Raw genomic sequence first — 22,341 nt, 5'->3', positions numbered from 1 at the left:
CAGCTTCGAGGCTTCTAGATGAATATGATCGAGGCGATGGAGATATTCGTTGCTGTTGTTGAGCAACGTAGCTATACGCGCGCAGCGGAAGCTCTCCAGTTGCACCGCCCTGCACTCTCGAAGGCTATCCAGAACCTTGAGAGTGAGTTGAACGTCCAGCTGCTTCATAGAACCACTCGACGGGTCAACGTCACTCCGGAGGGTGAGGAGTTTTACAACCGATGTAAGCAATTATTGGGCGATCTTGCAGATACCTTCGACTGGTTTTCGCCCACACGCCCACCGCGAGGCAAGCTACGGGTGGACGTTCCTGTCGTATTGGCAAAAGCGATCATCATTCCTGCGCTTCCCGGATTTCGAGACCTCTACCCACAAGTCGAACTGACGCTGGGATCGACTGATCATCAAATTGATCTCATTGCTGAGGGCATAGATTGCGCCGTCCGCCTGGGCGAGCTGGACAACTCGAGTTTGATAGCGCGCCGTATCGGGTTGGTGCCTATGGTGACCTGTGCCGCGCCTTCTTATCTTGAGCGATTCGGTACGCCTAAATCCCTGGATGAACTGGATAACCACCTGGCAGTCAACTTCCTCATTGAGCATCGACGCAAGATCATGCCGTGGAAATTTCAGGATGGAGATGGCGTCATTTCCGTCAAAGTCCAAAGCGGGATCGTGGTTGACGACTCCGAAGCTTTTCTCTCTTGCGGCCTGGCCGGGCTCGGATTGCTTCAAGGGTTGCGGCCCTCGCTACAGAGGCATATCGACTCGGGAGAACTGATTGAAGTCCTTCCGCAACTGCGTACAGTCGCAAAGCCCGTATCAATGCTCCTGACCGACCGTCGTCACCTTTCACCAAAAGTTCGTGTGTTCATGGAGTGGTTGATGGAACTGTTCTCCGAGGCAGGTCTTAAGTGAGAGCGATTGGTAATGACACAGTACTAATCAAGTTCTAATCGGACCGTTTATCCCCCATTCAGCAAGGCCTAAATTGCTCCTCGAATCAGGGCGAACACTCAGTTCGTCCCCACTGTATTTTTCAATCTGTCTATTCGAGGACTCGCCATGGATATGCAACTTGCTGGAAAAACTGCTTTGGTAACCGGTGCTAGCCAAGGGCTCGGACGAGCCATTGTTAAAAGCCTGGCCGCTGAAGGTGTGAAGGTATTTGCTACTGCGCGAAACGAAGAGCTGTTGGCCAGTTTGGCAAGCGAAATCACCGAAGCGAGTGGTATAGCACCGATCACGTTCGTTCAGGATTTTGTCGCAGCTGACGGCCCAGAAAGAATTGCAAGTGCTGCTCTGGCCGCTATGGGTCACATCGACATCCTGGTCAACAACGCGGGCGGCAGCCGTCCGATGGACATTGATGCTCCTGAAGAACAATGGATCGAAGGCATGACGCTGAACTTTGACCGTCATCGTCAGCTGACCCAAAAACTGTTGCCAAACTTCCTTCAGCGTAAGTCCGGAGCAATAATCAGCCTCTCCGGCAATCTTGAGCCGGAAGTCGTCAACGCGGCAATGGTGGCTAAAGCCGGTATCGTCGTATGGTCAAAAGGTCTTTCTGAACAGCTTGGCCAGCACGGTATCACGGTGAACTGTGTACAGCCTGGGTTGATCGATACGGCTCAGATCCGCCGTCTGTATCCGGGCGAAGAGCGTAAAAAATTCGCCGACCGAGAGATTGCACTGCGTGACTTTGGCCAGCCTGAAGATGTGGCTAACGCAGTGACCTTCCTTGCTTCCCCTCGCGCAAGCTACATCACCGGCACTGTATTGCTGGTGGATGGCGGTATGCGTCGCTACTCGTTCTAATTCACCCGTCTCAGGGCTCGGGCCGCCGCCACGATCGGATGGTTCCCTGCCCTTGAGCAGAGGGAGAAATGCAGATGAAAACGGCTCTTCACGTTGGCGCTCCCACAAATCGATCAACGCATTGCGACCTGCGTGTAATCCACGACCTGTGCGTAATGGCGCATTCGGGCCCTCCAGTGGTCCGTAAAAGGCGCTCTCGTGGATGGGAAAGCTCCCGGATAGCCCTCTAGTGGTGCAATCAATCCGAAGGTAAGCGCACCCGGTCGAAAAACTTTGGCCATTCGGCCACGCTCTTTCATCAATAAAAGTGATCCGTTGAGCGGAATATTTGTCGCTTTTTTTGCAGATTCACACTCATTACTTTGGCCGGACAACACCGACAAAAACAAGGTCCACCCCATGTCTATGCCTGAAGTCATAAAACCTGCTGTGCGCAGCAATTACCGCTGGGTGGTTGCGGCCCTGATTTTTCTGATTTACACCATCGCAGCCGCCGACCGGGCCAACCTGGGTGTCGCGCTGCCGTTTATTCGTAAAGAGTTTGAAATGAGCAATGCCGAGGCCGGTGGCTTGATGAGCCTGTTTCTGCTGGCCTATGCCCTGGCACAAATCCCTTCCGGGTTTGCTTTCGGCCGTTTCGGCGTCAGCAGGATCCTGCCTGGCGCCATGGTGCTGACCTCATTGCTGACCGGCCTGGTGGGTACTGCCAGCTCACTGTTGGCATTGAAACTGTATCGCCTGGGACTTGGCGTCGCTGAGGGCCCACTGCCGATCAGCATGACCACGACCATCAACAACTGGTTTCCAGCGCGGGAAAAAGGCACCGCCTCAGGGATATTTCTGTCCGCCGTCAAGTTCGGGCCAGTGATCGTGCCACCGCTCTGTGCAGTGATCATTTCGGTATGGGGCTGGCGAGAGATCTTCTACTTTTTCGCCCTGCCCGGCATCGTACTGGCGGTGATCTGGTACTTCATGGTCACCGATCACCCTTCCCGGAGCCGGTTCGTCAACGCAGCCGAGCTCAACCACATCATCGAGGAAACCGGCAGCACAGAAGCGACTCAGCAAGCCCGCCCCCGGAAGATTCCAGCCTGGGTGGGCAAACTCGATCGAGTCATACGTGCCCGCCATGAAACGCCCCTGGAAACCAACCGGCAGGTATTCAAGTCCTGGAACATCTGGGGCTGCGCCACCAGTTATTGCTTCCAACTGGGCGTATCGAGCGTACTGCTGGCCTGGATTCCGACCTACCTGATGACGGTCAAACAGTTCTCGATCATGAACATGGGGCTGGTGTCGGCTGCGCCATGGGTGGGCGCCGTGCTCGGCAACCTGCTGGGTGGTTTCTGCTCAGACCGGCTGATGGGCGGGCGGCGCAAACCCGGCATGCTGCTGTCTGCGCTCGGCACGTCGCTGATGATGTATCTGCTGATCAATTCGCCCGCCGAACCCCTGCCCTATGGCTTGTTGCTGATGCTGACCGGCGTTGTGCTGAGCCTGGGCTTCTCCTCCTACATGGTTTACCCAATGGGCCTGACCACCAAAAAGACGTTCCCCATTTCCAACGCCATCGTGAACATGATCGGTCAGTTGGGCGCGGCGGCCACCCCCTTCATTACCGGGCTGCTGCTGGACAACTATGGCTGGAACTATGTGTTCGCCTGGCTGGCAGTCGGCTCATTTATCAGCTTCATCCTCTTGCTGACCATTTCCGAGCCTCGGGCGAGGTTGAACGCCCCGGTTTGAAGTGCATTGCGAACAAAGCCGAGCCGCTCATCTGAGCGGCTTATGCCTGAACGATTCTGTCATCACTGCGAGGCGTTACACATGTCCCCCCAAGACAAAGAATTGGTTGCCCTGTTTGAAGGCCTGGACACTCCGGGAGTGTCCGATGCCCTGGATAAACTGGGCCTGCCTGGCCAGTGCCTGGGCATCATGCCACTGGATAACTATCGGCAAGTGGTGGTCGGGCCAGCCTTCACCGTGCGCTACGTCACCACCAGTTGCCCGCCAGGAACGGTCGGAGATTTCATCGACGATGTGGCCGAAGGCGACGTGGTAGTGATCGACAACGACGGGCGCACCGATTGCACCGTCTGGGGCGACATCATGACCCAATATGCAGGGAGCCAACGGATTGCAGCGACCGTTATCGACGGTGTCTGCCGAGATGTCAGCAAGGCACTCGGTGATGGCTATCCACTGTTCAGCAAAGGCCGGTTCATGCGTACCGGGAAAGATCGGGTCGAAGTAGCGTCGGTCAATCAGCCGGTGTCCATCGGCCAGGCCCGCGTGTGCGCCAGAGACATTGTGGTCGCCGATGCCAACGGCGTGGTCATCGTGCCTCGGGAACGTGCCAGTGAAGTGGCCGCCTGCGCCCGCTCGATCGAAGCGGTGGAAGCCCGTATCCGCGCCCTGATCGCTGAAGGCAAATCCCTCAGGGAGGCCAGGTCAGAGTTGGGTTACCACACCCTGCAACGCAAGTTCTGATCATGACAAAGGGCGAGCCACCACCTCTGTGAATGCTCACCCTTTGATCTTGAAGATGCACCGATAACAGGTCAGACCGTCAGCGGTTTTTCTCCTGTATCACCCTGAACATCCAGAGCAATTGCATGACGCTCAGCTTCGTCCTCACTCACCAACTCACCCTCCCATTTGGCCACCACCGCTGTTGCGATGGAATTGCCCACCGCGTTAGTCGCCGAGCGGCCCATGTCCAGAAAGGTATCGATCCCTAGAATCAGCAGCAGACCGGCTTCGGGGATATCGAACTGAGTCAGGGTCGCTGCGATGACCACCAGCGAAGCACGCGGCACGCCGGCCATGCCTTTGGAGGTCAGCATCAGCGTCAACAGCATAGTGATCTGCGTACCGATAGACATCTCGATGCCATACGCCTGGGCGATGAACAGCACGGCAAAGGTGCAGTACATCATCGAGCCGTCCAGATTGAAGGAATAGCCCATGGGCATGACGAAACTGGAGATTCTGCGTTTGACCCCAAAACGATCCAGCGCGTGAAGAATCTTCGGGTAAGCCGACTCGGAACTGGCAGTGGCAAAAGACAGAAGGAACGCTTCTCTGATCAACACCACCAGTTTGAACACACGCCGTCCGAGGAACATCCAGCCGGCAAACACCAACATGCCCCAGAGCACGATCAGCCCGAGATAGAAGTCGCGCATGAACACGGCGAACTTGACCAGAATGGACAGGCCGTTGATGGCAACGGTCGCGGCCATGGCCGCCATCACCGCCAGTGGTGCAAGCTTCATCACATAACCGGTGACCTTCAACATTGCGTGGGACAGGTCCTCGATGACATTCACCAGGCCAGCGGCTTTCTTGCCCAAGGAGGCCAACGCAACGCCGAAAAATATCGAGAACACCACGATTTGAAGAATTTCGTTGGTGGCCATGGCCTCCGCGAAGGATTTGGGCACCAGATGGGTCATGAAATCCTTGAGGGTGAATACCGACGTTTGCAAGTTGGTCGTACTGGTCACCTCTGGCAGCGGCAATCCCAGGTTGTGCCCGGGCTGCAACATGTTCGCCATGACCAACCCCACCGACAGCGAGATCAATGAGGCTGTCACGAACCAGCCCAGTGCCTTGCCGAATACCCGGCCGATAGCGCTTGCATCCCCCATATGAGCGATGCCCACCACCAGGGTCGAGAACACCAGAGGAGCGATGAGCATTTTGATCAGGCGTAGAAAAATGTCAGAGATGATCGAGATATATCCGGCGATCCTGGTCGCCATCGCTTTGTCCGGGAAGTTCAGGAAAATCATGTAACCGATAAGAACCCCCAATAGCATGGCGATCAGAATGCCTGCCGCAGCCGGTAGCCTGTTTTTCATTAGGTGTAACCCCTTCTTATTGTTGTTGCGTCGGTTACGCGCTGTAACCACGTAGCCGGAAAACTACCCTAGCCCCACCTCCTCAATAAGAGCGGATCACGCTCTAGCTGATATGCCCGAATGCTATGGCCCGGCGCCCAGGCTCGGGACCTTTGCGCAAGGCTGCTGCTCGGTTTTGCTCTTCCCATAATGTGTGGTTATCGCCGTTCCCTGCTGCGCCACGCACTCACCTCCAAGCTATACAAAACAGGCATATCTCAAAGACAAAAACGGTAGTCGTCGGCAGCAATCAGCACTCCCAGAATGTGTGAAAACACAAAAGCAGCACTGCTTGGGAGACTGGCATGTCAACAGAAGCTGAACAAACCGTGGGACAGGATTGGCAGGAGGACGTGTTCCGCGTGCTCAAGGCCCACGACGTCAAACATGTGGTCTTCGTACCGGATGCAGGCCACTCGGCGGCCATCCGCATGTCGTATGCCGACCCGGACATCAAGGCCGTCGTCCTCACCACCGAAGAAGAAGGCATCGGCTACCTCGCCGGCGCCTGGCTGGGCGGTGAGCGCGGCGCACTCTTGATGCAATCCAGCGGTGTCGGCAACTGCATCAACACCCTGGCACTGCAGGTCTGTGCCGGTTTCCCGCTGTTGATGGTGGTGACCATGCGCGGTGACTGGGCCGAGTTCAACGCGTGGCAGAACCCGATGGGCCAGGCCACCGAAGCCTCCCTGAACCTGATGAACGTCATGACCTGGCGCGCCGACGTTCCCGAAGACGTCGCCCCGCTGCTGCACGGTGCCGCGACCATGGCCTTCAACGGTGATTCGTCCACTGCCCTGCTGCTCGGCCAGCGCCTGATTGGAGAAAAGAAATGGGTCAAGTAAGCGCCAACCACATCCTGTGCCGCCGCGAAGTGGTCAAGGCCTTGCTGGCCGACCGCAAGGACGTGCTGGTCGTGACCGGCCTGGGCTCGGCGTCCTATGACGTCATGGCCGCCGGCGACCATGATCTGAATTACTACCTCTGGGCTGCCATGGGCAGCGCCATCACGGTCGGCCTGGGCCTGGCGAATGCCCAGCCGGACAAATCAGTGGTGGTGGTCACCGGTGACGGCGAGTTGCTCATGGGCTTCGGCGCACTGGCCACCGTCGCGCTGCAAAAACCCGCCAACCTGACCATCGCCGTGCTGGATAACGGTCACTTTGGCGAAACCGGCATGCAAGTCAGCCACGCGGGTTTTGGTATTTCCCTGGACCAGGTGGCGAAGACCTGCGGCTTCAGCTGGACCGACGAAATCCGTGACATGCAAGGCGTGCACGACCTGCGCGAGCGCTTCGCCACCCGCGACGGCGTCAAGCTCGCAACGATCAAGATCAAAGCGGAAAACCCGCCACGGGTGTTGCCACCGCGCGATGGTCACTACGTCAAAAATCGCTTTCGTGCTGCGCTGGGTTTCAACCCGATCTGATTACGCCCTACCCGGACCGCGTCACGCAGGGCTGATGCCGTGCGTGACGCGTTGAGGAGAATAATAATGACTGATCGCAACGCTGAAGAACTCAATGCCATCCGCGAGGGCGTACGCGCTCTTTGTGCTGAATTCGATGCGGCTTACTGGCGCAAAATCGATGAAGAAAAAGGCTTTCCGGAAACTTTCGTCAAGGCCCTGACCGACGCGGGCTGGTTGGCGGCGATGATCCCGGTTGAATACGGCGGCTCCGGCCTGGGGCTGGCCGAGGCCTCGGTGATCCTTGAAGAAGTGAACCGCTGCGGCGGCAATTCCGGGACGGTGCACGGGCAGATGTACAACATGTTCACCCTGCTGCGTCACGGCAGCGAGGCGCAGAAAAGTTACTACCTGCCGAAGCTGGCCAACGGTGAATTGCGCCTTCAATCGATGGGCGTGACCGAGCCCACCACCGGCACCGACACCACCAAAATCAAGACCACCGCCGTACGCAAAGGCGACAAGTACGTGATCAACGGGCAGAAGGTGTGGATCTCGCGGATCCAGCATTCCGACCTGATGATCCTGCTGGCGCGCACCACGCCCTTGGCCGACGTGAAGAAAAAGTCCGAAGGCATGTCGATCTTCCTCGTCGACCTGCGCGAGGCCATCGGCAATGGCATGACCGTGCAGCCCATCGCCAACATGGTCAACCACGAGACCAACGAGTTGTTCTTCGACAACCTGGAAATCCCCGCTGACAGCCTGATTGGCGAAGAAGGCAAAGGCTTCCGGTACATCCTCGACGGACTGAATGCCGAACGCACCCTGATCGCCGCCGAGTGCATCGGTGACGGTCGCTGGTTTATCGAAAAGGCCAGTGCCTATGCCCGCGACCGCGTGGTGTTCGGGCGCCCGATCGGGCAGAACCAGGGCGTGCAGTTCCCGATCGCCGAAGCCCACATCGAGATCGAAGCGGCCGACCTGATGCGCTGGCGTGCCTGCGAGGAATACGACAGCGGCCTCAACGCCGGGGCCAGCGCCAACATGGCCAAGTACTTGGCGGCCAAGGCGTCCTGGGAGGCCGCGAATGCTTGCCTGCAAACCCACGGCGGATTTGGCTTTGCCTGCGAATACGACGTCGAGCGCAAGTTCCGCGAAACCCGCCTGTATCAGGTCGCCCCCATCTCCACCAACCTGATCCTGTCGTACGTTGCCGAACACCTGCTCGAACTGCCGCGCTCTTTCTAATAACAAGAGAGATAAACATCATGAGCCAGCCCAAAGGCCTCCGTCCGCTCGATGGCATTACCGTCGTCAGCCTTGAGCACGCCATTGCAGCGCCCTTCTGCACCCGCCAACTGGCCGACCTCGGCGCCCGGGTGATCAAGGTCGAACGTCCAGGCACAGGTGATTTCGCCCGGGGCTACGACCAACGCGTCAACGGCCTGGCTTCGCACTTCGTCTGGACCAACCGCTCGAAAGAAAGCCTGACCCTCGACCTGAAACAGGACTCGGCCACCGAGGTGCTGGACAGTTTGCTCGCCACTGCCGACGTGCTCGTGCAGAACCTGGCGCCCGGTGCCGCTGCGCGGATGGGATTGTCATTTGAGGTGTTGCACCAGCGCTTTCCGCGCCTGATTGTCTGTGACATTTCAGGCTATGGCGTCGGTGGTCCCTACGAGAAGAAGAAAGCCTACGACCTGTTGATCCAGAGTGAAGGCGGCTTTCTGTCGGTCACCGGCAGCCCGGGCGAGGACGAAATGGCCAAGGCCGGTTGCTCCATCGCCGACATCGCGGCCGGCATGTATGCGTACACCGGGATTATGTCCGCGCTGCTGTTGCGCGAACGGACCGGCGAAGGCAGCCACCTCGATGTGTCGATGCTCGAAAGCCTGGTCGAATGGATGAACTACCCGCTGTACTACGCCTACGACGGCGCGCCTCCGCCCCCTCGCGCCGGTGCAGCGCACGCCACCATCTATCCCTATGGGCCCTTCCCGATCGGTGACGGCACCACCGTGATGCTGGGTTTGCAGAACGAGCGTGAATGGCAGCTGTTTTGCGAGAAGGTGCTGCTTGCACCCGAACTGGCGAAAGACGAGCGTTTCTCGGCCAACTTCAAACGCGTCGAGAACCGCAACGCGCTACGGGAACTGATCATCGAATCGTTCTCCACGCTCAACTTCGATGCGGTGATCGATCGCCTCGACCATGCGCAAATCGCCAACGCTCGAGTCAATGACATGCAAGGCGTCTGGGACCACCCGCAACTTCAGGCCCGTGACCGTTGGCGAGCCGTTGAAACCTCTGCCGGCCCCATTCCAAGTCTGATCCCGCCCGGCAGCAGCAGCGCATTCGAGCCACGCATGGATGCCGTACCGGGCCTTGGTCAACACACCGAACAGCTGCTCAGGGAACTGGGGCTGGGCGCGGAGCGCATTGAAGAAATGCGCGCCGCCGGTGCCATCTGACTGCAACGATCAAAGATTTTCGAGAGAACACTGCCCAATGAAGATCCTCGTATCTGTGAAACGCGTGGTCGATTACAACGTGAAAGTTCGTGTGAAAGCGGACCATTCCGGCGTCGACCTCGCTAACGTCAAGATGTCGATAAACCCGTTCTGCGAAATTGCCGTGGAAGAAGCGGTACGTCTGAAAGAGAGCGGGATTGCGACTGAAATCGTCGTCGTTTCCATCGGCCCGTCCACCGCTCAAGAGCAACTGCGCACCGCGCTGGCTCTGGGTGCCGACCGCGCCATCCTCGTCGAATCCGCTGAAGATCTGACGTCCCTGGCCGTGGCCAAGCTGCTCAAGGCGGTGGTCGACAAGGAGCAGCCACAGCTGGTGATCCTCGGCAAACAAGCCATCGACAGCGACAACAACCAGACTGGCCAGATGCTCGCGGCATTGAGCGGCTACGGTCAGGGCACGTTCGCTTCCAAAGTCGAAGTCAGCGGCGACAGCGTTGCCGTGACCCGCGAAATCGACGGCGGCGCGCAGACGGTTTCCCTGAAACTGCCGGCCATCGTCACCACCGACCTGCGCTTGAACGAGCCGCGCTACGCGTCCCTGCCAAACATCATGAAAGCCAAGAAGAAGCCTCTCGACGTAGTGACTGCGGACGCTTTGGGCGTTTCCACCGCCTCCACCCACTCGACCCTGAAAGTCGAGGCGCCGGCTGCACGCAGCGCGGGGATCAAGGTCAAGTCGGTAGCTGAACTGGTCGAGAAACTGAAAAACGAAGCGAAGGTGATCTGAATGACGATCCTGGTGATTGCTGACTATTCAAATGACCAGCAGGACAACAACGTGCTGGCCCCAGCCACGCTGAACACCGTGGCTGTCGCTGCCAAAATCGGTGGCGACATCCATGTTCTGGTGGCCGGTGCAGGTGTTGGCGCCGTGGCTGACGCCGCTGCGAAAATCGCTGGCGTGGCAAAAGTGCTGGTGGCCGACAACGCCGCTTACGCGCATCAGCTGCCGGAAAACGTTGCCCCGTTAGTGGCAGGTCTGGTGATAGAGCAGCGCACGATTTACAGCCATGTGCTGGCCTCGGCCACTTCCAACGGCAAAAACATCCTGCCGCGCGTAGCCGCTCAGCTGGACGTTGATCAGATCTCCGAGATCATCTCGGTCGAAAGCGCTGACACCTTCAAGCGCCCGATCTACGCCGGTAACGCCATCGCTACCGTGCAGTCGACCGCGGCGATCAAAGTGATCACCGTGCGTGCTACCGGTTTCGACCCGGTGGCCGCTGAAGGTGGTTCGGCCGCCGTTGAAGCCGTTGCCGCTGCTCACGACGCTGGCACTTCCAGCTTCGTTGGCGAAGAACTGGCCAAGTCCGATCGTCCGGAACTGACCGCTGCCAAGATCGTCGTTTCCGGCGGTCGCGGCATGCAGAACGGTGACAACTTCAAACACCTGTACGCCCTGGCCGACAAGCTCGGCGCTGGCGTCGGTGCTTCGCGCGCGGCGGTCGACGCCGGTTTCGTCCCCAACGACATGCAGGTCGGTCAGACCGGCAAAATCGTTGCGCCACAGCTGTACATCGCCGTCGGTATCTCCGGCGCGATCCAGCACCTGGCCGGCATGAAAGACTCCAAGGTGATCGTGGCGATCAACAAGGACGAAGAAGCGCCGATCTTCCAGGTGGCCGATTACGGCCTGGTGGCGGATTTGTTCGAAGCGATTCCAGAAATGGCCGCCCTGGCCTGATCACCGACCGACAGGAGCGAAATGTATGAGCACTATCGATCTTTCAGCGTGGATCGGACGTCGTCAGGAAAGCCAGGACCGGATCAGCTTCAACCTGGTCAAACGAGTTGCCGCAACCTTGAGCGAAGTGGCACCGCAGCCTGGCGAAGCGCTGCCGCCGCTGTGGCACTGGGCGTTCTTTCAGGAGCCGGTTGCCGCCAGCGAACTGGGCCCGGACGGCCATCCAGCGCTCGGCGGCTTCCTGCCGCCGGCCCACAACCGCAATCGCATGTGGGCCGGCAGCCGAATCGAGTTCTACCAGCCTCTGAAGGTCGAGGCGGATGTGACCTGTGTATCGACCATCCTCAACGTCGAAGAGAAGCACGGTCGCACCGGGTCGTTGCTGTTCGTCACGGTACGCCATGAGTATTTCCAGGACGGCCAACACGCCCTGCAAGATGAGCAGGACATCGTCTACCGGGAACCGACACCGCCCAAACTGAGCGGCACCGAAGCGCTCCCTGAAGGCCAATGGCGAGACCCGGTCGACCCCTCGCCGACCCTGCTGTTCCGCTATTCCGCAGTCACCTTCAATGGCCACCGGATTCACTATGACTGGCCCTACGTCACAGAGACCGAAGGCTATCCGGGGCTGGTGGTGCATGGTCCATTGATCGCCACCCTGAACTTGCGGGCCTTTACCAGAGCGCACCCGACCGCGCGCTTGAAGCGCTTTGCTTTCCGGGGTGTCAGGCCGCTGATTTCACCGCAACCCTTTGAAGTCGGCGGGCGTCTGATCGACAGCGGCAAGGCGCAGGTTTGGGCGGGCAATCAGGACGGCACCGCACAACTCGGTGAAGTCGAGTTCAGCGAGGGAGAAACCCCATGAATCCATCGATCGTTCGCACCGCCCTGTTTGTCCCGGCCACGCGTCCAGAGCGCATCTCCAAAGCCATCGCCACCGGCGCGGACCGGGTCATCGTTGACCTGGAAGATGCCGTACAGGAAAACCTCAAGGAACAGGCCAGGGATAACCTGCAGCGCTTCCTAAGCGACAACCCGGACGCCCGGATTCTGGTTCGCGTAAATGCCCCGGATCACTGGGCACACGCTGCAGACCTGGATCTTTGCCGACGCCATGCCGGCGTGACCGCCATCCTGCTGCCCAAGGCAGAAACCTGCGCGCAAGTGCACACCGCAGGCTGCACCGGTAAACCGGTCTGGCCGATCATCGAGAGCGCCAAAGGCCTGGCTGCAATTGGCTCGATTGCCAACTCCCAAGGCGTTGAGCGGTTGTCGTTCGGCAGCCTCGATCTGGGCCTGGACCTGAACCTGACCGCTGGCAGCCGTGCGGCTGATGAAGTGCTCAGCCACGCCCGTTATGCCGTGTTGCTCTGGACCCGGGTTGCCGGGCTGGCCCCTGCACTGGATGGTGTTTTTCCCTCGATCGAGGACACCACCGGCCTGCACGCCGCCGTTGAATTTGCCCGCGACATGGGCTTTGGCGGCGCACTGTGCATCCATCCGAGCCAAGTGGCGATCATCCATCAGGCATTACAACCCACCGACGAAGAATTGCACTGGGCGCGACGCATCGTCGATGCCGCCAGCTCCGGGGAAGGCGTGTTCGTGATGGATGGGCAAATGGTCGATGCGCCGGTCATTGGACGTGCCCAAGCCATTCTGGCGCGCGCGAACCAGCCATTTTGATTCTCACCCAGCAGGACGGTGTCATGACCCCAATTTCCAGTCTCACCCATGCCATTTCGATCAACCCCGCCACTGGCGAGCAGATCGGCCACTACCCTTACGAATCCGCATCGACCCTGGACGCCGCATTGTCGCGCGCCGCTGCCGGGTTCCGCGTCTGGCGCAGCAAACCCGTTGATCAACGCTCGCAATTGTTGACCACCCTGGGTCAGGTATTGCGCGACAACGCCGCCACGATGGCGAACATGATCACCCTTGAAATGGGCAAGCCCATCACTCAGGCACGCGGTGAAATCGAAAAGTGCGCGCAGCTTTGCCAGTGGTACGCCGAACACGGCCCTGCCATGCTGAGTGCCGAACCGACAATGGTCGAGGGCGGCAAGGCACGCATTGAATACCGCCCGCTCGGCCCGATTCTCGCCGTGATGCCGTGGAACTTCCCGATCTGGCAAGTCCTGCGCGGCGCCGTTCCAGCACTGATCGCCGGCAACACCTACGTCCTCAAACATGCACCCAACGTGATGGGCTGCGCCTGGCTGTTGCGGGATGCCTTCAAGCACGCTGACTTTCCCGAAGGTGTTTTCGAAGTCATCAATGTCACGCCGGACGGCGTCTCCACGGCCATCGCCGACCCACGCATCGCCGCGGTGACGCTCACCGGCAGCGTACGGGCCGGCATTGCCATCGGCGCACAGGCCGGTGCAGCCTTGAAAAAGTGTGTGCTGGAACTGGGCGGCTCCGATCCGTTCATTGTGCTCAACGATGCCGACCTCGACAAGGCAGTCAAAGCCGCCGTCATTGGCCGCTATCAGAACACCGGACAAGTCTGCGCAGCCGCCAAACGCCTGATCGTCGAGCAAGGCATTGCCCAGGCATTCACCCGTAAGTTCGTCGAAGCCACCCGCCAACTGGTCGTCGGCGATCCACTGGCCCCAGACACCTACATCGGCCCCATGGCCCGCTTCGACCTGCGTGATGAACTGGATCGTCAGGTTCGCAACACCCTGGAAGAAGGCGCGACATTGCTGATGGGCGGCAAGAAAGCTGAAGGCCCAGGCAACTTTTACGAGCCCACCGTATTCGCTGACGTCACCGACCAAATGACCTCATTCAAACAGGAACTGTTCGGTCCGGTAGCCTCGATCATCACCGCACGCGACGCCGCCCATGCGCTGGAGTTGGCCAACGACAGCGAATTCGGACTCGCCTCAACTATCTACACAGGCAATGTTCAGCTTGCGGAGCAGATGGCTGGTGAACTGGAAACCGGTGGAGTGTTCATCAATGGCTATTGCGCGACGGACCCGCGTGTCACGTTTGGTGGTGTGAAGAAAAGCGGTTTTGGCCGGGAGCTGTCGCATTTTGGGGTGCGGGAATTTTGTAATGCGCAGACGGTGTGGTTGGATCGTCATTAACGAACAGCAAGCAAGTCGCCGAGCCCAGAGACGGGCGAGTCCGAAAAAGACTCGCCTTACTCATAGATGTTTAGCTGCGCTCTCCCAAGAGCCCATTGTGAGATTTCAAGGGATTTCGTTCAGAGCCTAGAATCGCACGCCCGTGGTGACCATGACCGCGTTGAAGCCGAGCAATACCAGCTCCGCTGCTACCGGCCCGTAATGAACCCCCAGTGACGGAATGATCGCCGGTGCGACTCCAAAGCGATTGAGCGGGATTTTGTCCTGATATTTACCGTGATAGCCCTCAACTAAACCGCCGGTCAGTTTTATATACACCGGGTAGTCCGCACTTTCGTAGCGCTTACCGGCATAGGCGTAATAGGAGCGCTGGCTGAACGAGTTGCGAAAAGTCGCCCCGCCAAACAACCAGCCGGATGGTTCTTCCCTCTCCAGCCCAATCAAATCCTGATTGTTATTGTGCTCGGGGTCCGGTGAGTAGTGGCGGGTGTAGGCGCTGGCTTGCAAGTACCAGGAACCCTGGTTCTTTTGAGACGCGTCGTCCTGAGCCAGTGCATGGGCGGTTTGAGCCATCAGCAGCAGCCCGCAGATCCATAGTTCTTTCATCAAACGGCCCCCTGGGAGGCAATTGGGCTGACGCCGAAGGGCGTGCCTATATCTTGGGTATGCTCCCTGCAGACGAAACGTTAGCCTAGTCGGTCTAAAAGGAACATCCCAGCTGGCGGTACGAGAAGTGGCGTTATAGGCTCAACGAACAAGATCAAATATGTGTTCTGGTGGCCGATACTCCGAGCTAGCAACTGAAGGCAAGTACTGCCCTGCAGAAAGGTTACTCAATGCTGAAGAAACAGCTGGAAAGCAAAGTAGCGACTGCTGCTGAAATTGAGCGCTCCATCCAGGCCCTGAACAAAATGGCAGAACGCCTTTGGGGTGATGGCCGGGAAGCTGAGGCGAAGGCCCTCCTTGATGCCTTGGATGCACTAAACCGGGCGCTTGATCGGATCAGGATTGGAGAGAGTCGAAGGATTTCGACTCTCCATTAAGACGCACGAATCAATCGGCGGCTGAAGTTATTCTCAAATGCAGTGGCTTTGACTTTCCAGCCTGGTACGGGCACATTCTGGTGCTACGTGAGGATGGATGCCTCGGTGAGGCTAAAGGAGAATGCCGTGTTTCCGATCAATATTTGGCTTGCCTATACTGCCGCGTGCTTGCTTTTGGTACTCGCACCAGGCCCGGACAATCTGCTGGCCGTAGGCCGAGGACTCAGCCAGGGCAAGATTGCCGCTATCGTGTCGGGGATGGCATCCGGGGCGGGAATTCTCTTTCATGTGGCAACCGCTTCGCTAGGACTGACTTTGCTGATGCAGACGTCCGCAGTTGCCTTCTGGGTCGTCAAGCTTATCGGCGCCGGTTATTTACTTTGGCTTGGCATAAAAGTCCTACGCTCTCGTAGCCTGATCAGCTTCCAGCCAGCGACTCGGCAATCACTGCCGAGTATTTTTCTCACGGGATTACTCTCGGCAGCACTCAATCCGAAGCCTGGGTTTTTCGTCCTTGCGTTCATCCCGCAGTTCGTCGACCCACAACGCGGCTCAGTGAGCGTGCAGATGCTGGTGTACGGCATATGGTTCGCCGCACTTACGGCAGTGGGATTCGCACTTATGGGCGTATTTGCCACTGTACTGTCCCGATTTTTGCGTCAGAGCCCACGGCTGGTAAATGGCCTGAACGTAGGGGCAGGACTCACCTTCGTCGCTTCGGGAGTATCGATAGCGGCGCTCAGCCAAAAATAGGATCAATGTATTGGCGTGTTGCGGGGCTGAAATTCCAGCCTCGCTGAGTCTCTGTGATTATGAAGCTGACGACTTAAAGACTTATCTTTCAGGGCTGAGTGAGTTTTCAACTCTTCTTCAATAACTCCACATCCTCACCATTTTTGCCTAAGCTAACCTTGAGATTCATGGGATGCGTCAGCTACAGGAGGTGGTGCGATGCTCGAATCGTCCGATCCGTCCGAATATCGAATTTTATCCTTAGATGGAGGCGGGACTTGGGCACTTATCCAAGTCATGGCCCTTCAGAGTATCTATGGCCCTGACGCGAAAGGGCACGACGTGCTTTCGCACTTCCATTTGGTAGCAGCAAACTCTGGGGGCTCTCTCACCCTCGGAGGGATGCTGGAAAACCTGAGTCTCGACCAAATCCTGAATCAGTATTTTCTCGCAAAAAATAGCCGGGAGCAGATTTTCGTCAAAGCATCATTTTTTGAGGATCCGCTCAACGTTACGCTCCACAAGCTTTTCGGCTTAGGAGCAAAATATCGGGCCTCTGCAAAACTAACTGGCTTGCAACACCTCCTTCCGAGGACTGGAGGAGAGAAGCTGGAAGATCTCTCGAACTTGTTTAAGAGCCCGAGCAAGTGCCCGGACATCGTTATCTGTACATTCGACTACCAAGCACAACGAGCGCGCTATTTCCGATCCAACCTAAACAGCAAAGCTGCCAGCGGGAGTCGCCCCCTTCGTGTCACGCTTGCAGAAGCAATCCATGCGTCTACCAATGCTCCTGTAAATTTTTTCGATGCACCGGCCATAGCTAACGGAAGACAGTACTGGGATGGAGGTGTTGCCGGCCTTAACAATCCAATTCTTGCTGCTGTTACAGAAGCGCTTGCGAATGACAATAAGAGAGAAGATATACGTGCACTGAGTATCGGAACAGCTACCTCCGGTTTTCTCCCTTTCGCTAGTCCTGGAGAGGACTCCAGACTGACCCAACCGATTATGAAACCAAGTGTTAAAAATGACCTTCGAAAACTTGCCACTAGCATCGTCGATGATCCACCCGATGCGGCCACATTTATCGCACACGTCACCTTAGACCAGCCAATTCCGAAGGTCGGAGATACTCAACCAGTCACGGGCAACTTGATTCGAATGAATCCTCTAATCAGACCTGCGCCTGGAACACCTCCTAATACTTGGAAGCCACCGAAATTATTCACCGCTGACGACTTCAAGGCTCTCGCTGATCTAGAAATGGATGCCGTAGAAGAGTCAGAAGTTAACCTAATCCAGCGTTTAGCAATGGGCTGGATCGCCGGCGATTTCCCAAACCAGCCTATACGAATGGACGCCAGCACGCTTAACTGTGAGATTGGGCATATTACATTCGCCGCCGCGAATATAGCGTGGAGAAAACTTTGCCCTGGTCCCCCTTAGTGCATTTTCAAAATCACCACAGTCGAATGTATTTGATCTGTAACTGCTTCGAGAGCCTTCGGATGCTTTCTTGGCGCGCTTGCTGGGGAAGAATGCGAAATGCAGCCTTCAGAGAAAAGGTGGCCGGACGCTGGGGGATTACTGATGCCCATCAAAGCAATCACGGTCTGTGTCTGCTTCTGGGGCGCTAGCGCACTCATCTACAAGACCGTGAATCCATGATCCCAATCTGGAAAGAGGAAGCAGGCGTGAGAAATCGAGAAGTCACGCAAATGTCACGCGCATGAAAAAGGCCAATGCTGTGAACATTGGCCTAAGTCATTGAAAAATATGGTCGGGACGGAGTGATTCGAACACTCGACCCCTAGCACCCCATGCTAGTGCGCTACCGGACTGCGCTACGCCCCGACTAGGCGTTGACTCTGTCCCTCATCTCGAGGAACGCTCAAGAATATATCGCAAGCTTTTGAAAACTGGAAGTATTTAAAAGCAGGAATTTATTTCTTGAGGACCACCAGAACATCTTCCAGCTCGGCGATCATCTGGCGGATCATTTGTTTGTATTGGGTGGTGTCGTCTTTGGCTTCATCGCCGGACAAACGCAAGCGTGCGCCGCCGATGGTGAACCCCTGGTCGTAAAGAAGCGCGCGGATCTGCCGGATCATCAGCACGTCCTGGCGCTGATAATACCGGCGGTTTCCGCGGCGTTTGACGGGGTTGAGTTGAGGAAACTCCTGCTCCCAGTAGCGCAGCACGTGCGGTTTTACCGCACACAGCTCGCTGACTTCACCAATGGTGAAGTAGCGTTTGCCCGGGATGACGGGTAGCTCGTCGTTATGACTTGGTTCCAGCATAAGCCTCAACTCGGGCCTTCAACTTCTGCCCTGGACGAAAGGTGACCACACGGCGAGCCGTGATCGGGATTTCTTCTCCCGTTTTCGGATTACGGCCAGGCCGCTGGCGTTTGTCCCGAAGGTCGAAATTGCCGAAACCGGACAATTTGACTTGTTCGTTGTCTTCGAGCGCGTGCCTGATTTCTTCGAAAAACAGTTCGCCCAATTCCTTGGCCTCCCGCTTGTTCAGGCCCAACTCTTCGTACAGACGTTCCGCCATCTCAGCTTTCGTCAAAGCCCCCATACGTCACTTCCTTAACGTGGCGTTCAACCTTTGTTCGAGCGAGGTGAGGATGTTTTGCGTCGTGGAATTCACCTCATCGTCATTAAGAGTGCGCGATGGATGCTGCCAGGTCAAGCCAACTGCAAGGCTTTTTCTATGCGGATCAATGCCTTTACCCTGATACACGTCAAATAGCCTGAGGTCCGTTAGCCATTCGCCTGCATTTTCACGGATTACGTCCAGTACGGCAGTGGCCGCAACGTCTGTGTCCGCCAGCAGTGCAAGGTCACGACGCACTTCAGGAAAGCGCGATAACTCCTGGAATTTAGGCATTTTGCCCGATGCCACTTCGGCCAGAACCAGCTCGAAAACGAAGACCGGACGGTCGAGACCGAGGGTTTTCGACAATTCAGGGTGGATAGCACCGACGTAGCCGACCAGGCGACCATCACGCTCGACGCGCGCGGTTTGACCCGGGTGCAACGCAGGGTGTTTGCCCGGCACGAACGTGAACGCGCCCAGTGCACCGGCGAAGCCCAGCACCGCTTCCACGTCGGCTTTGACGTCGAAGAAATCCACGACATCGCGACCTTGCGCCCAGCCTTCCGGCAGACGGCTACCGCATACCACACCGGCCAGCATCGGCTCTTGCTTCAGGCCTTCCAGCTGACCGACGAAACGCAGGCCGCTTTCGAACAGACGGACGCGATCCTGCTGGCGGTTCAGGTTGTGCTGAAGCGCCTTGACCAGGCCCGGCCACAGGGACGAACGCATGGCCGCCATGTCGTTGGAAATCGGGTTGGCCAGCAGCAGCGGCTCGACACCCGGATTAAACAACTCGAACTGTTTCGGATCGATGAAGCTGTAGGTGATCGCTTCCTGATAACCACGGGCCACCAGCAGACGACGCAGCTCAGGCAGATCGCTGCGCGCTTCAGCCTTGGCTTGTGGTGCGAGACGGGCTTGCGGGTAGCGAACCGGCAGACGGTTGTAACCGTACAGTCGGGCCAGCTCTTCGATCAGGTCGACTTCCAGGCTGATATCGAAACGGAAGCTTGGCACTTCAACGCGCCACTGCCCTGCCCCATTGGCAGTAATGGTCAGGCCCAAAGCGCTGAGCAGACGCTCGACTTCGGCCGAATCCATTTCCATACCCAGCATCTGGGTGATGCGTTGGGCACGCAGAGTGATCGGTGCGATCGACGGTAGGTGCTGCTCGCTGACGGTTTCAACGATCGGGCCGGCTTCGCCACCGGTGATGTCCAGCAGCAGGCCAGTGGCGCGCTCCATGGCTTCACGGGCCAGCTTCCAGTCCACGCCACGCTCGTAGCGGTGCGAAGCGTCGGTGTGCAGGCCGTAGGAACGCGCCTTGCCAGCGACGGCAATCTGGTCGAAGAACGCGCTTTCCAGGAAAATATCACGGGTGGTCGCAGTGTTGACGCCGCTGTGCTCGCCACCCATGACGCCGGCGATAGCCAAGGCGCGGGTGTGGTCGGCGATCACCAGCGTATCGCTACGCAGGCTGACTTCCTGACCGTCGAGCAGCACCAGCTTCTCGCCATCTTCGGCCATGCGTACGCGGATGCCGCCATTGATTTCGGCGAGATCGAATGCGTGCAGCGGTTGACCCAGTTCCAGCATCACGTAGTTGGTGATGTCGACGGCAGCGTCGATGCTGCGCACGTCGGCGCGACGCAGGCGCTCAACCATCCACAGTGGCGTAGGTTTGGACAGGTCAACGTTACGGATCACACGACCCAGGTAACGCGGGCAAGCGTTTGGCGCCAGCACTTCGATCGAACGCACTTCGTCGTGCACGGCAGGAACGCTGGCAATTGCCGGGCGCACCACCGGGGCGGCGTAAAGCGCACCGACTTCGCGGGCCAGACCGGCCAGTGACAAGCAGTCACCGCGGTTCGGGGTCAGGTCGACCTCGATGCTGGCGTCTTCCAGGTTCAGGTATTCACGAATGTCCTGACCGACCGGCGCATCGGCCGGCAATTCCATCAGGCCGTCGTTGCCTTCGCCAATTTGCAGCTCAGCCTGGGAGCACAGCATGCCGTTGGATTCAACGCCACGCAGCTTGGCTTTCTTGATTTTGAAATCGCCTGGCAGTTCGGCACCGATCATGGCGAACGGGATCTTCAGGCCCGGGCGCACGTTTGGCGCACCGCACACAACCTGGAAGGTCTCCGAGCCACTGCTGACCTGGCAAACGCGCAGCTTGTCGGCGTCCGGGTGTTGCTCGGTGCTCAGCACCTCGCCCACCACCACGCCACTGAATTCACCGGCGGCCGGCGTAACGCTATCGACCTCAAGACCGGCCATCGACAGACGAGCAACCAGCTCGTCGCGATTTACCTGCGGGCTTACCCAGCCACGCAGCCATTGTTCACTGAATTTCATCCTGCTCTCCTAAGAATTCGTTACGACTAGCGAAATTGCGCGAGGAACCGCAAGTCGTTGTCGAAGAACAGACGCAAGTCGTTCACGCCGTAACGCAGCATGGCCAGACGCTCAACGCCCATGCCGAAGGCAAAGCCCGAAAACTCTTCCGGGTCGATCCCGGACATACGCAGCACGTTCGGGTGAACCATGCCGCAGCCCATGACTTCCAGCCAGCCAGTCTGCTTGCAGACACGGCAGCCTTTACCGCTGCACATCACGCATTCCATGTCGACTTCAGCGGATGGCTCGGTGAACGGGAAGTACGAAGGACGGAAACGCACGGCCAGTTCTTTTTCGAAGAACACGCGCAGGAACTCTTCGATGGTCCCTTTCAGGTCGGCGAAGTTGATATCGCGGTCGACCAGCAGGCCTTCGACCTGGTGGAACATCGGCGAGTGGGTGATATCGGAGTCGCTACGGTACACACGGCCTGGGCAGACGATGCGGATCGGCGGCTGTTTCGATTCCATGGTGCGGACCTGCACCGGCGAGGTATGGGTGCGCAGCAACATGTTGGCATTGAAATAGAAGGTGTCATGCATCGACCGGGCCGGGTGATGGCCTGGGATGTTGAGCGCTTCGAAGTTGTGGTAATCGTCTTCGACCTCGGGGCCTTCGGCGATGCCGTAGCCGATGTGGGTGAAGAACTGCTCGATACGTTCCAGAGTCCGGGTAACCGGATGCAGACCGCCAGAGGTCTGGCCGCGGCCAGGCAGGGTCACGTCAATGGATTCGGCGGCGAGCTTGGCCGCAAGATCGGCCTCCTCGAACAACGCCTTGCGCGCATTGAGAACCTCTGTGACACGCTCCTTGGCGACGTTGATCAGCGCACCGACTTGCGGACGCTCTTCTGCCGGCAAATTCCCCAGGGTCTTCATCACCTGAGTCAATTCACCCTTTTTACCAAGGTAGTGAACCCGGATTTGCTCCAGGGCATTGATATCTTCAGCGCTTTGCACAGCCTCTAGTGCTTGAGAGACGAGCGCATCCAGGTTTTCCATGTACAGACTCCAGATACAAAATAGGGGAAGAGCTTGAAGGCTCTTCCCCTATTTATGACGTTTAACACCTGACCCCACAGAGGTGAGGCCGGGTGACTG

At 58.0% G+C, this 22,341-nt stretch carries 22 protein-coding genes and 1 tRNA gene; 16 read left to right on the top strand and 7 right to left on the bottom strand.

All coding sequences use genetic code 11. The features are described 5' to 3' along the window. The first annotated feature begins 18 nt into the window (after positions 1-18). The 4 genes from AC1RO5_RS26255 (at position 19) to AC1RO5_RS26240 (ending at position 4,308) form a co-directional block, all read left to right on the top strand. A complete protein-coding gene (locus AC1RO5_RS26255; RefSeq protein WP_493178477.1) occupies positions 19-918 on the top strand; it encodes a LysR family transcriptional regulator in 900 nt (299 codons plus the stop codon). Between the two features lie 147 nt (positions 919-1,065). After that, the gene (locus AC1RO5_RS26250; protein WP_493178476.1) at positions 1,066-1,818 is read left to right on the top strand and encodes an SDR family NAD(P)-dependent oxidoreductase; all 753 of its coding nucleotides are present in this window, start codon (positions 1,066-1,068) and stop codon (positions 1,816-1,818) included. A gap of 399 nt (positions 1,819-2,217) precedes the next feature. Next, the gene (locus AC1RO5_RS26245) at positions 2,218-3,564 is read left to right on the top strand and encodes an MFS transporter (protein WP_493178474.1); all 1,347 of its coding nucleotides are present in this window, start codon (positions 2,218-2,220) and stop codon (positions 3,562-3,564) included. Positions 3,565-3,645: 81 nt separating this feature from the next. Next, positions 3,646-4,308 carry an RraA family protein gene (locus tag AC1RO5_RS26240; protein ID WP_493178473.1) on the top strand — a complete coding sequence of 221 codons (663 nt, stop codon included), beginning with the start codon at positions 3,646-3,648 and terminating at the stop codon, positions 4,306-4,308. Positions 4,309-4,379: 71 nt separating this feature from the next. Here AC1RO5_RS26240 and AC1RO5_RS26235 read toward each other — a convergent pair whose 3' ends face one another. Next, on the bottom strand, positions 4,380-5,684 hold the full coding sequence (locus AC1RO5_RS26235; protein ID WP_493178472.1) for a dicarboxylate/amino acid:cation symporter: 1,305 nt from the start codon (positions 5,682-5,684) through the stop codon (positions 4,380-4,382). Between the two features lie 344 nt (positions 5,685-6,028). Between AC1RO5_RS26235 and AC1RO5_RS26230 the strand changes: the two genes are divergently transcribed. The 9 genes from AC1RO5_RS26230 (at position 6,029) to AC1RO5_RS26190 (ending at position 14,453) form a co-directional block, all read left to right on the top strand. Beyond that, on the top strand, positions 6,029-6,568 hold the full coding sequence (locus tag AC1RO5_RS26230) for a thiamine pyrophosphate-binding protein (protein WP_493178471.1): 540 nt from the start codon (positions 6,029-6,031) through the stop codon (positions 6,566-6,568). Beyond that, positions 6,556-7,152 carry a thiamine pyrophosphate-dependent enzyme gene (locus AC1RO5_RS26225; protein WP_493178470.1) on the top strand — a complete coding sequence of 199 codons (597 nt, stop codon included), beginning with the start codon at positions 6,556-6,558 and terminating at the stop codon, positions 7,150-7,152. Before AC1RO5_RS26230 ends, AC1RO5_RS26225 begins: the two co-directional genes overlap by 13 nt. Positions 7,153-7,218: 66 nt before the next feature. Next, complete coding sequence (locus tag AC1RO5_RS26220; RefSeq protein WP_204124446.1) at positions 7,219-8,382, top strand: acyl-CoA dehydrogenase family protein; 1,164 nt, start codon at positions 7,219-7,221, stop codon at positions 8,380-8,382. Positions 8,383-8,402: 20 nt separating this feature from the next. Beyond that, positions 8,403-9,605 (top strand): CaiB/BaiF CoA transferase family protein, encoded by a 1,203-nt coding sequence (locus tag AC1RO5_RS26215; RefSeq protein WP_493178469.1) that lies wholly within the window; start codon positions 8,403-8,405, stop codon positions 9,603-9,605. Between the two features lie 37 nt (positions 9,606-9,642). Continuing rightward, positions 9,643-10,392 (top strand): electron transfer flavoprotein subunit beta/FixA family protein, encoded by a 750-nt coding sequence (locus AC1RO5_RS26210; protein WP_493178468.1) that lies wholly within the window; start codon positions 9,643-9,645, stop codon positions 10,390-10,392. Further along, positions 10,393-11,349: an electron transfer flavoprotein subunit alpha/FixB family protein gene (locus AC1RO5_RS26205; RefSeq protein WP_493178466.1), complete on the top strand. Its 957-nt coding sequence runs from the start codon at positions 10,393-10,395 to the stop codon at positions 11,347-11,349. A 25-nt stretch (positions 11,350-11,374) separates the two neighbouring features. Beyond that, entirely contained in the window at positions 11,375-12,217 is an 843-nt protein-coding gene (locus AC1RO5_RS26200) for an HTD2 family dehydratase (protein WP_493178465.1), read from the top strand. Then, positions 12,214-13,038: an HpcH/HpaI aldolase/citrate lyase family protein gene (locus AC1RO5_RS26195; protein WP_493178464.1), complete on the top strand. Its 825-nt coding sequence runs from the start codon at positions 12,214-12,216 to the stop codon at positions 13,036-13,038. The genes AC1RO5_RS26200 and AC1RO5_RS26195 overlap by 4 nt, the downstream gene beginning before the upstream one ends. Positions 13,039-13,061: 23 nt before the next feature. Next, positions 13,062-14,453 (top strand): aldehyde dehydrogenase family protein, encoded by a 1,392-nt coding sequence (locus AC1RO5_RS26190; protein ID WP_493178462.1) that lies wholly within the window; start codon positions 13,062-13,064, stop codon positions 14,451-14,453. Positions 14,454-14,579: 126 nt separating this feature from the next. Here AC1RO5_RS26190 and AC1RO5_RS26185 read toward each other — a convergent pair whose 3' ends face one another. Continuing rightward, on the bottom strand, positions 14,580-15,059 hold the full coding sequence (locus tag AC1RO5_RS26185) for a sn-glycerol-3-phosphate transporter (RefSeq protein ID WP_493178460.1): 480 nt from the start codon (positions 15,057-15,059) through the stop codon (positions 14,580-14,582). A gap of 230 nt (positions 15,060-15,289) precedes the next feature. Here AC1RO5_RS26185 and AC1RO5_RS26180 point away from each other — a divergent pair, with 230 nt between their 5' ends. From AC1RO5_RS26180 to AC1RO5_RS26170, 3 genes are all read left to right on the top strand, one after another. Further along, complete coding sequence (locus tag AC1RO5_RS26180; protein WP_493178459.1) at positions 15,290-15,496, top strand: hypothetical protein; 207 nt, start codon at positions 15,290-15,292, stop codon at positions 15,494-15,496. Between the two features lie 126 nt (positions 15,497-15,622). After that, positions 15,623-16,249: a LysE family translocator gene (locus AC1RO5_RS26175; protein ID WP_026331974.1), complete on the top strand. Its 627-nt coding sequence runs from the start codon at positions 15,623-15,625 to the stop codon at positions 16,247-16,249. A 198-nt stretch (positions 16,250-16,447) separates the two neighbouring features. After that, the gene (locus AC1RO5_RS26170) at positions 16,448-17,677 is read left to right on the top strand and encodes a patatin-like phospholipase family protein (RefSeq protein ID WP_493178457.1); all 1,230 of its coding nucleotides are present in this window, start codon (positions 16,448-16,450) and stop codon (positions 17,675-17,677) included. A 331-nt stretch (positions 17,678-18,008) separates the two neighbouring features. On the opposite strand, the gene AC1RO5_RS26165 is transcribed toward AC1RO5_RS26170, so the two are convergent. The 5 genes from AC1RO5_RS26165 to pheS all read right to left on the bottom strand — a co-directional run bounded on the left by AC1RO5_RS26165 (position 18,009) and on the right by pheS (position 22,242). Next, positions 18,009-18,085, bottom strand: a tRNA-Pro gene (locus AC1RO5_RS26165). 89 nt (positions 18,086-18,174) lie between these two features. Further along, positions 18,175-18,531 carry a MerR family transcriptional regulator gene (locus tag AC1RO5_RS26160; RefSeq protein WP_003179985.1) on the bottom strand — a complete coding sequence of 119 codons (357 nt, stop codon included), beginning with the start codon at positions 18,529-18,531 and terminating at the stop codon, positions 18,175-18,177. Further along, positions 18,512-18,814, bottom strand: a complete 303-nt coding sequence (ihfA, locus tag AC1RO5_RS26155; RefSeq protein ID WP_493178455.1) for an integration host factor subunit alpha — start codon at positions 18,812-18,814, stop codon at positions 18,512-18,514. The genes AC1RO5_RS26160 and ihfA overlap by 20 nt, the downstream gene beginning before the upstream one ends. Positions 18,815-18,817: 3 nt before the next feature. Next, complete coding sequence (gene pheT, locus AC1RO5_RS26150; RefSeq protein ID WP_493178454.1) at positions 18,818-21,199, bottom strand: phenylalanine--tRNA ligase subunit beta; 2,382 nt, start codon at positions 21,197-21,199, stop codon at positions 18,818-18,820. 26 nt (positions 21,200-21,225) lie between these two features. Next, positions 21,226-22,242, bottom strand: a complete 1,017-nt coding sequence (gene pheS, locus AC1RO5_RS26145) for a phenylalanine--tRNA ligase subunit alpha (protein ID WP_007940232.1) — start codon at positions 22,240-22,242, stop codon at positions 21,226-21,228. Positions 22,243-22,341: the final 99 nt, after the last annotated feature.

This window comes from Pseudomonas sp. GW822-FHT02G04, assembly GCF_058802085.1.
This window is presented reverse-complemented; position numbering and strand designations above follow the sequence as displayed.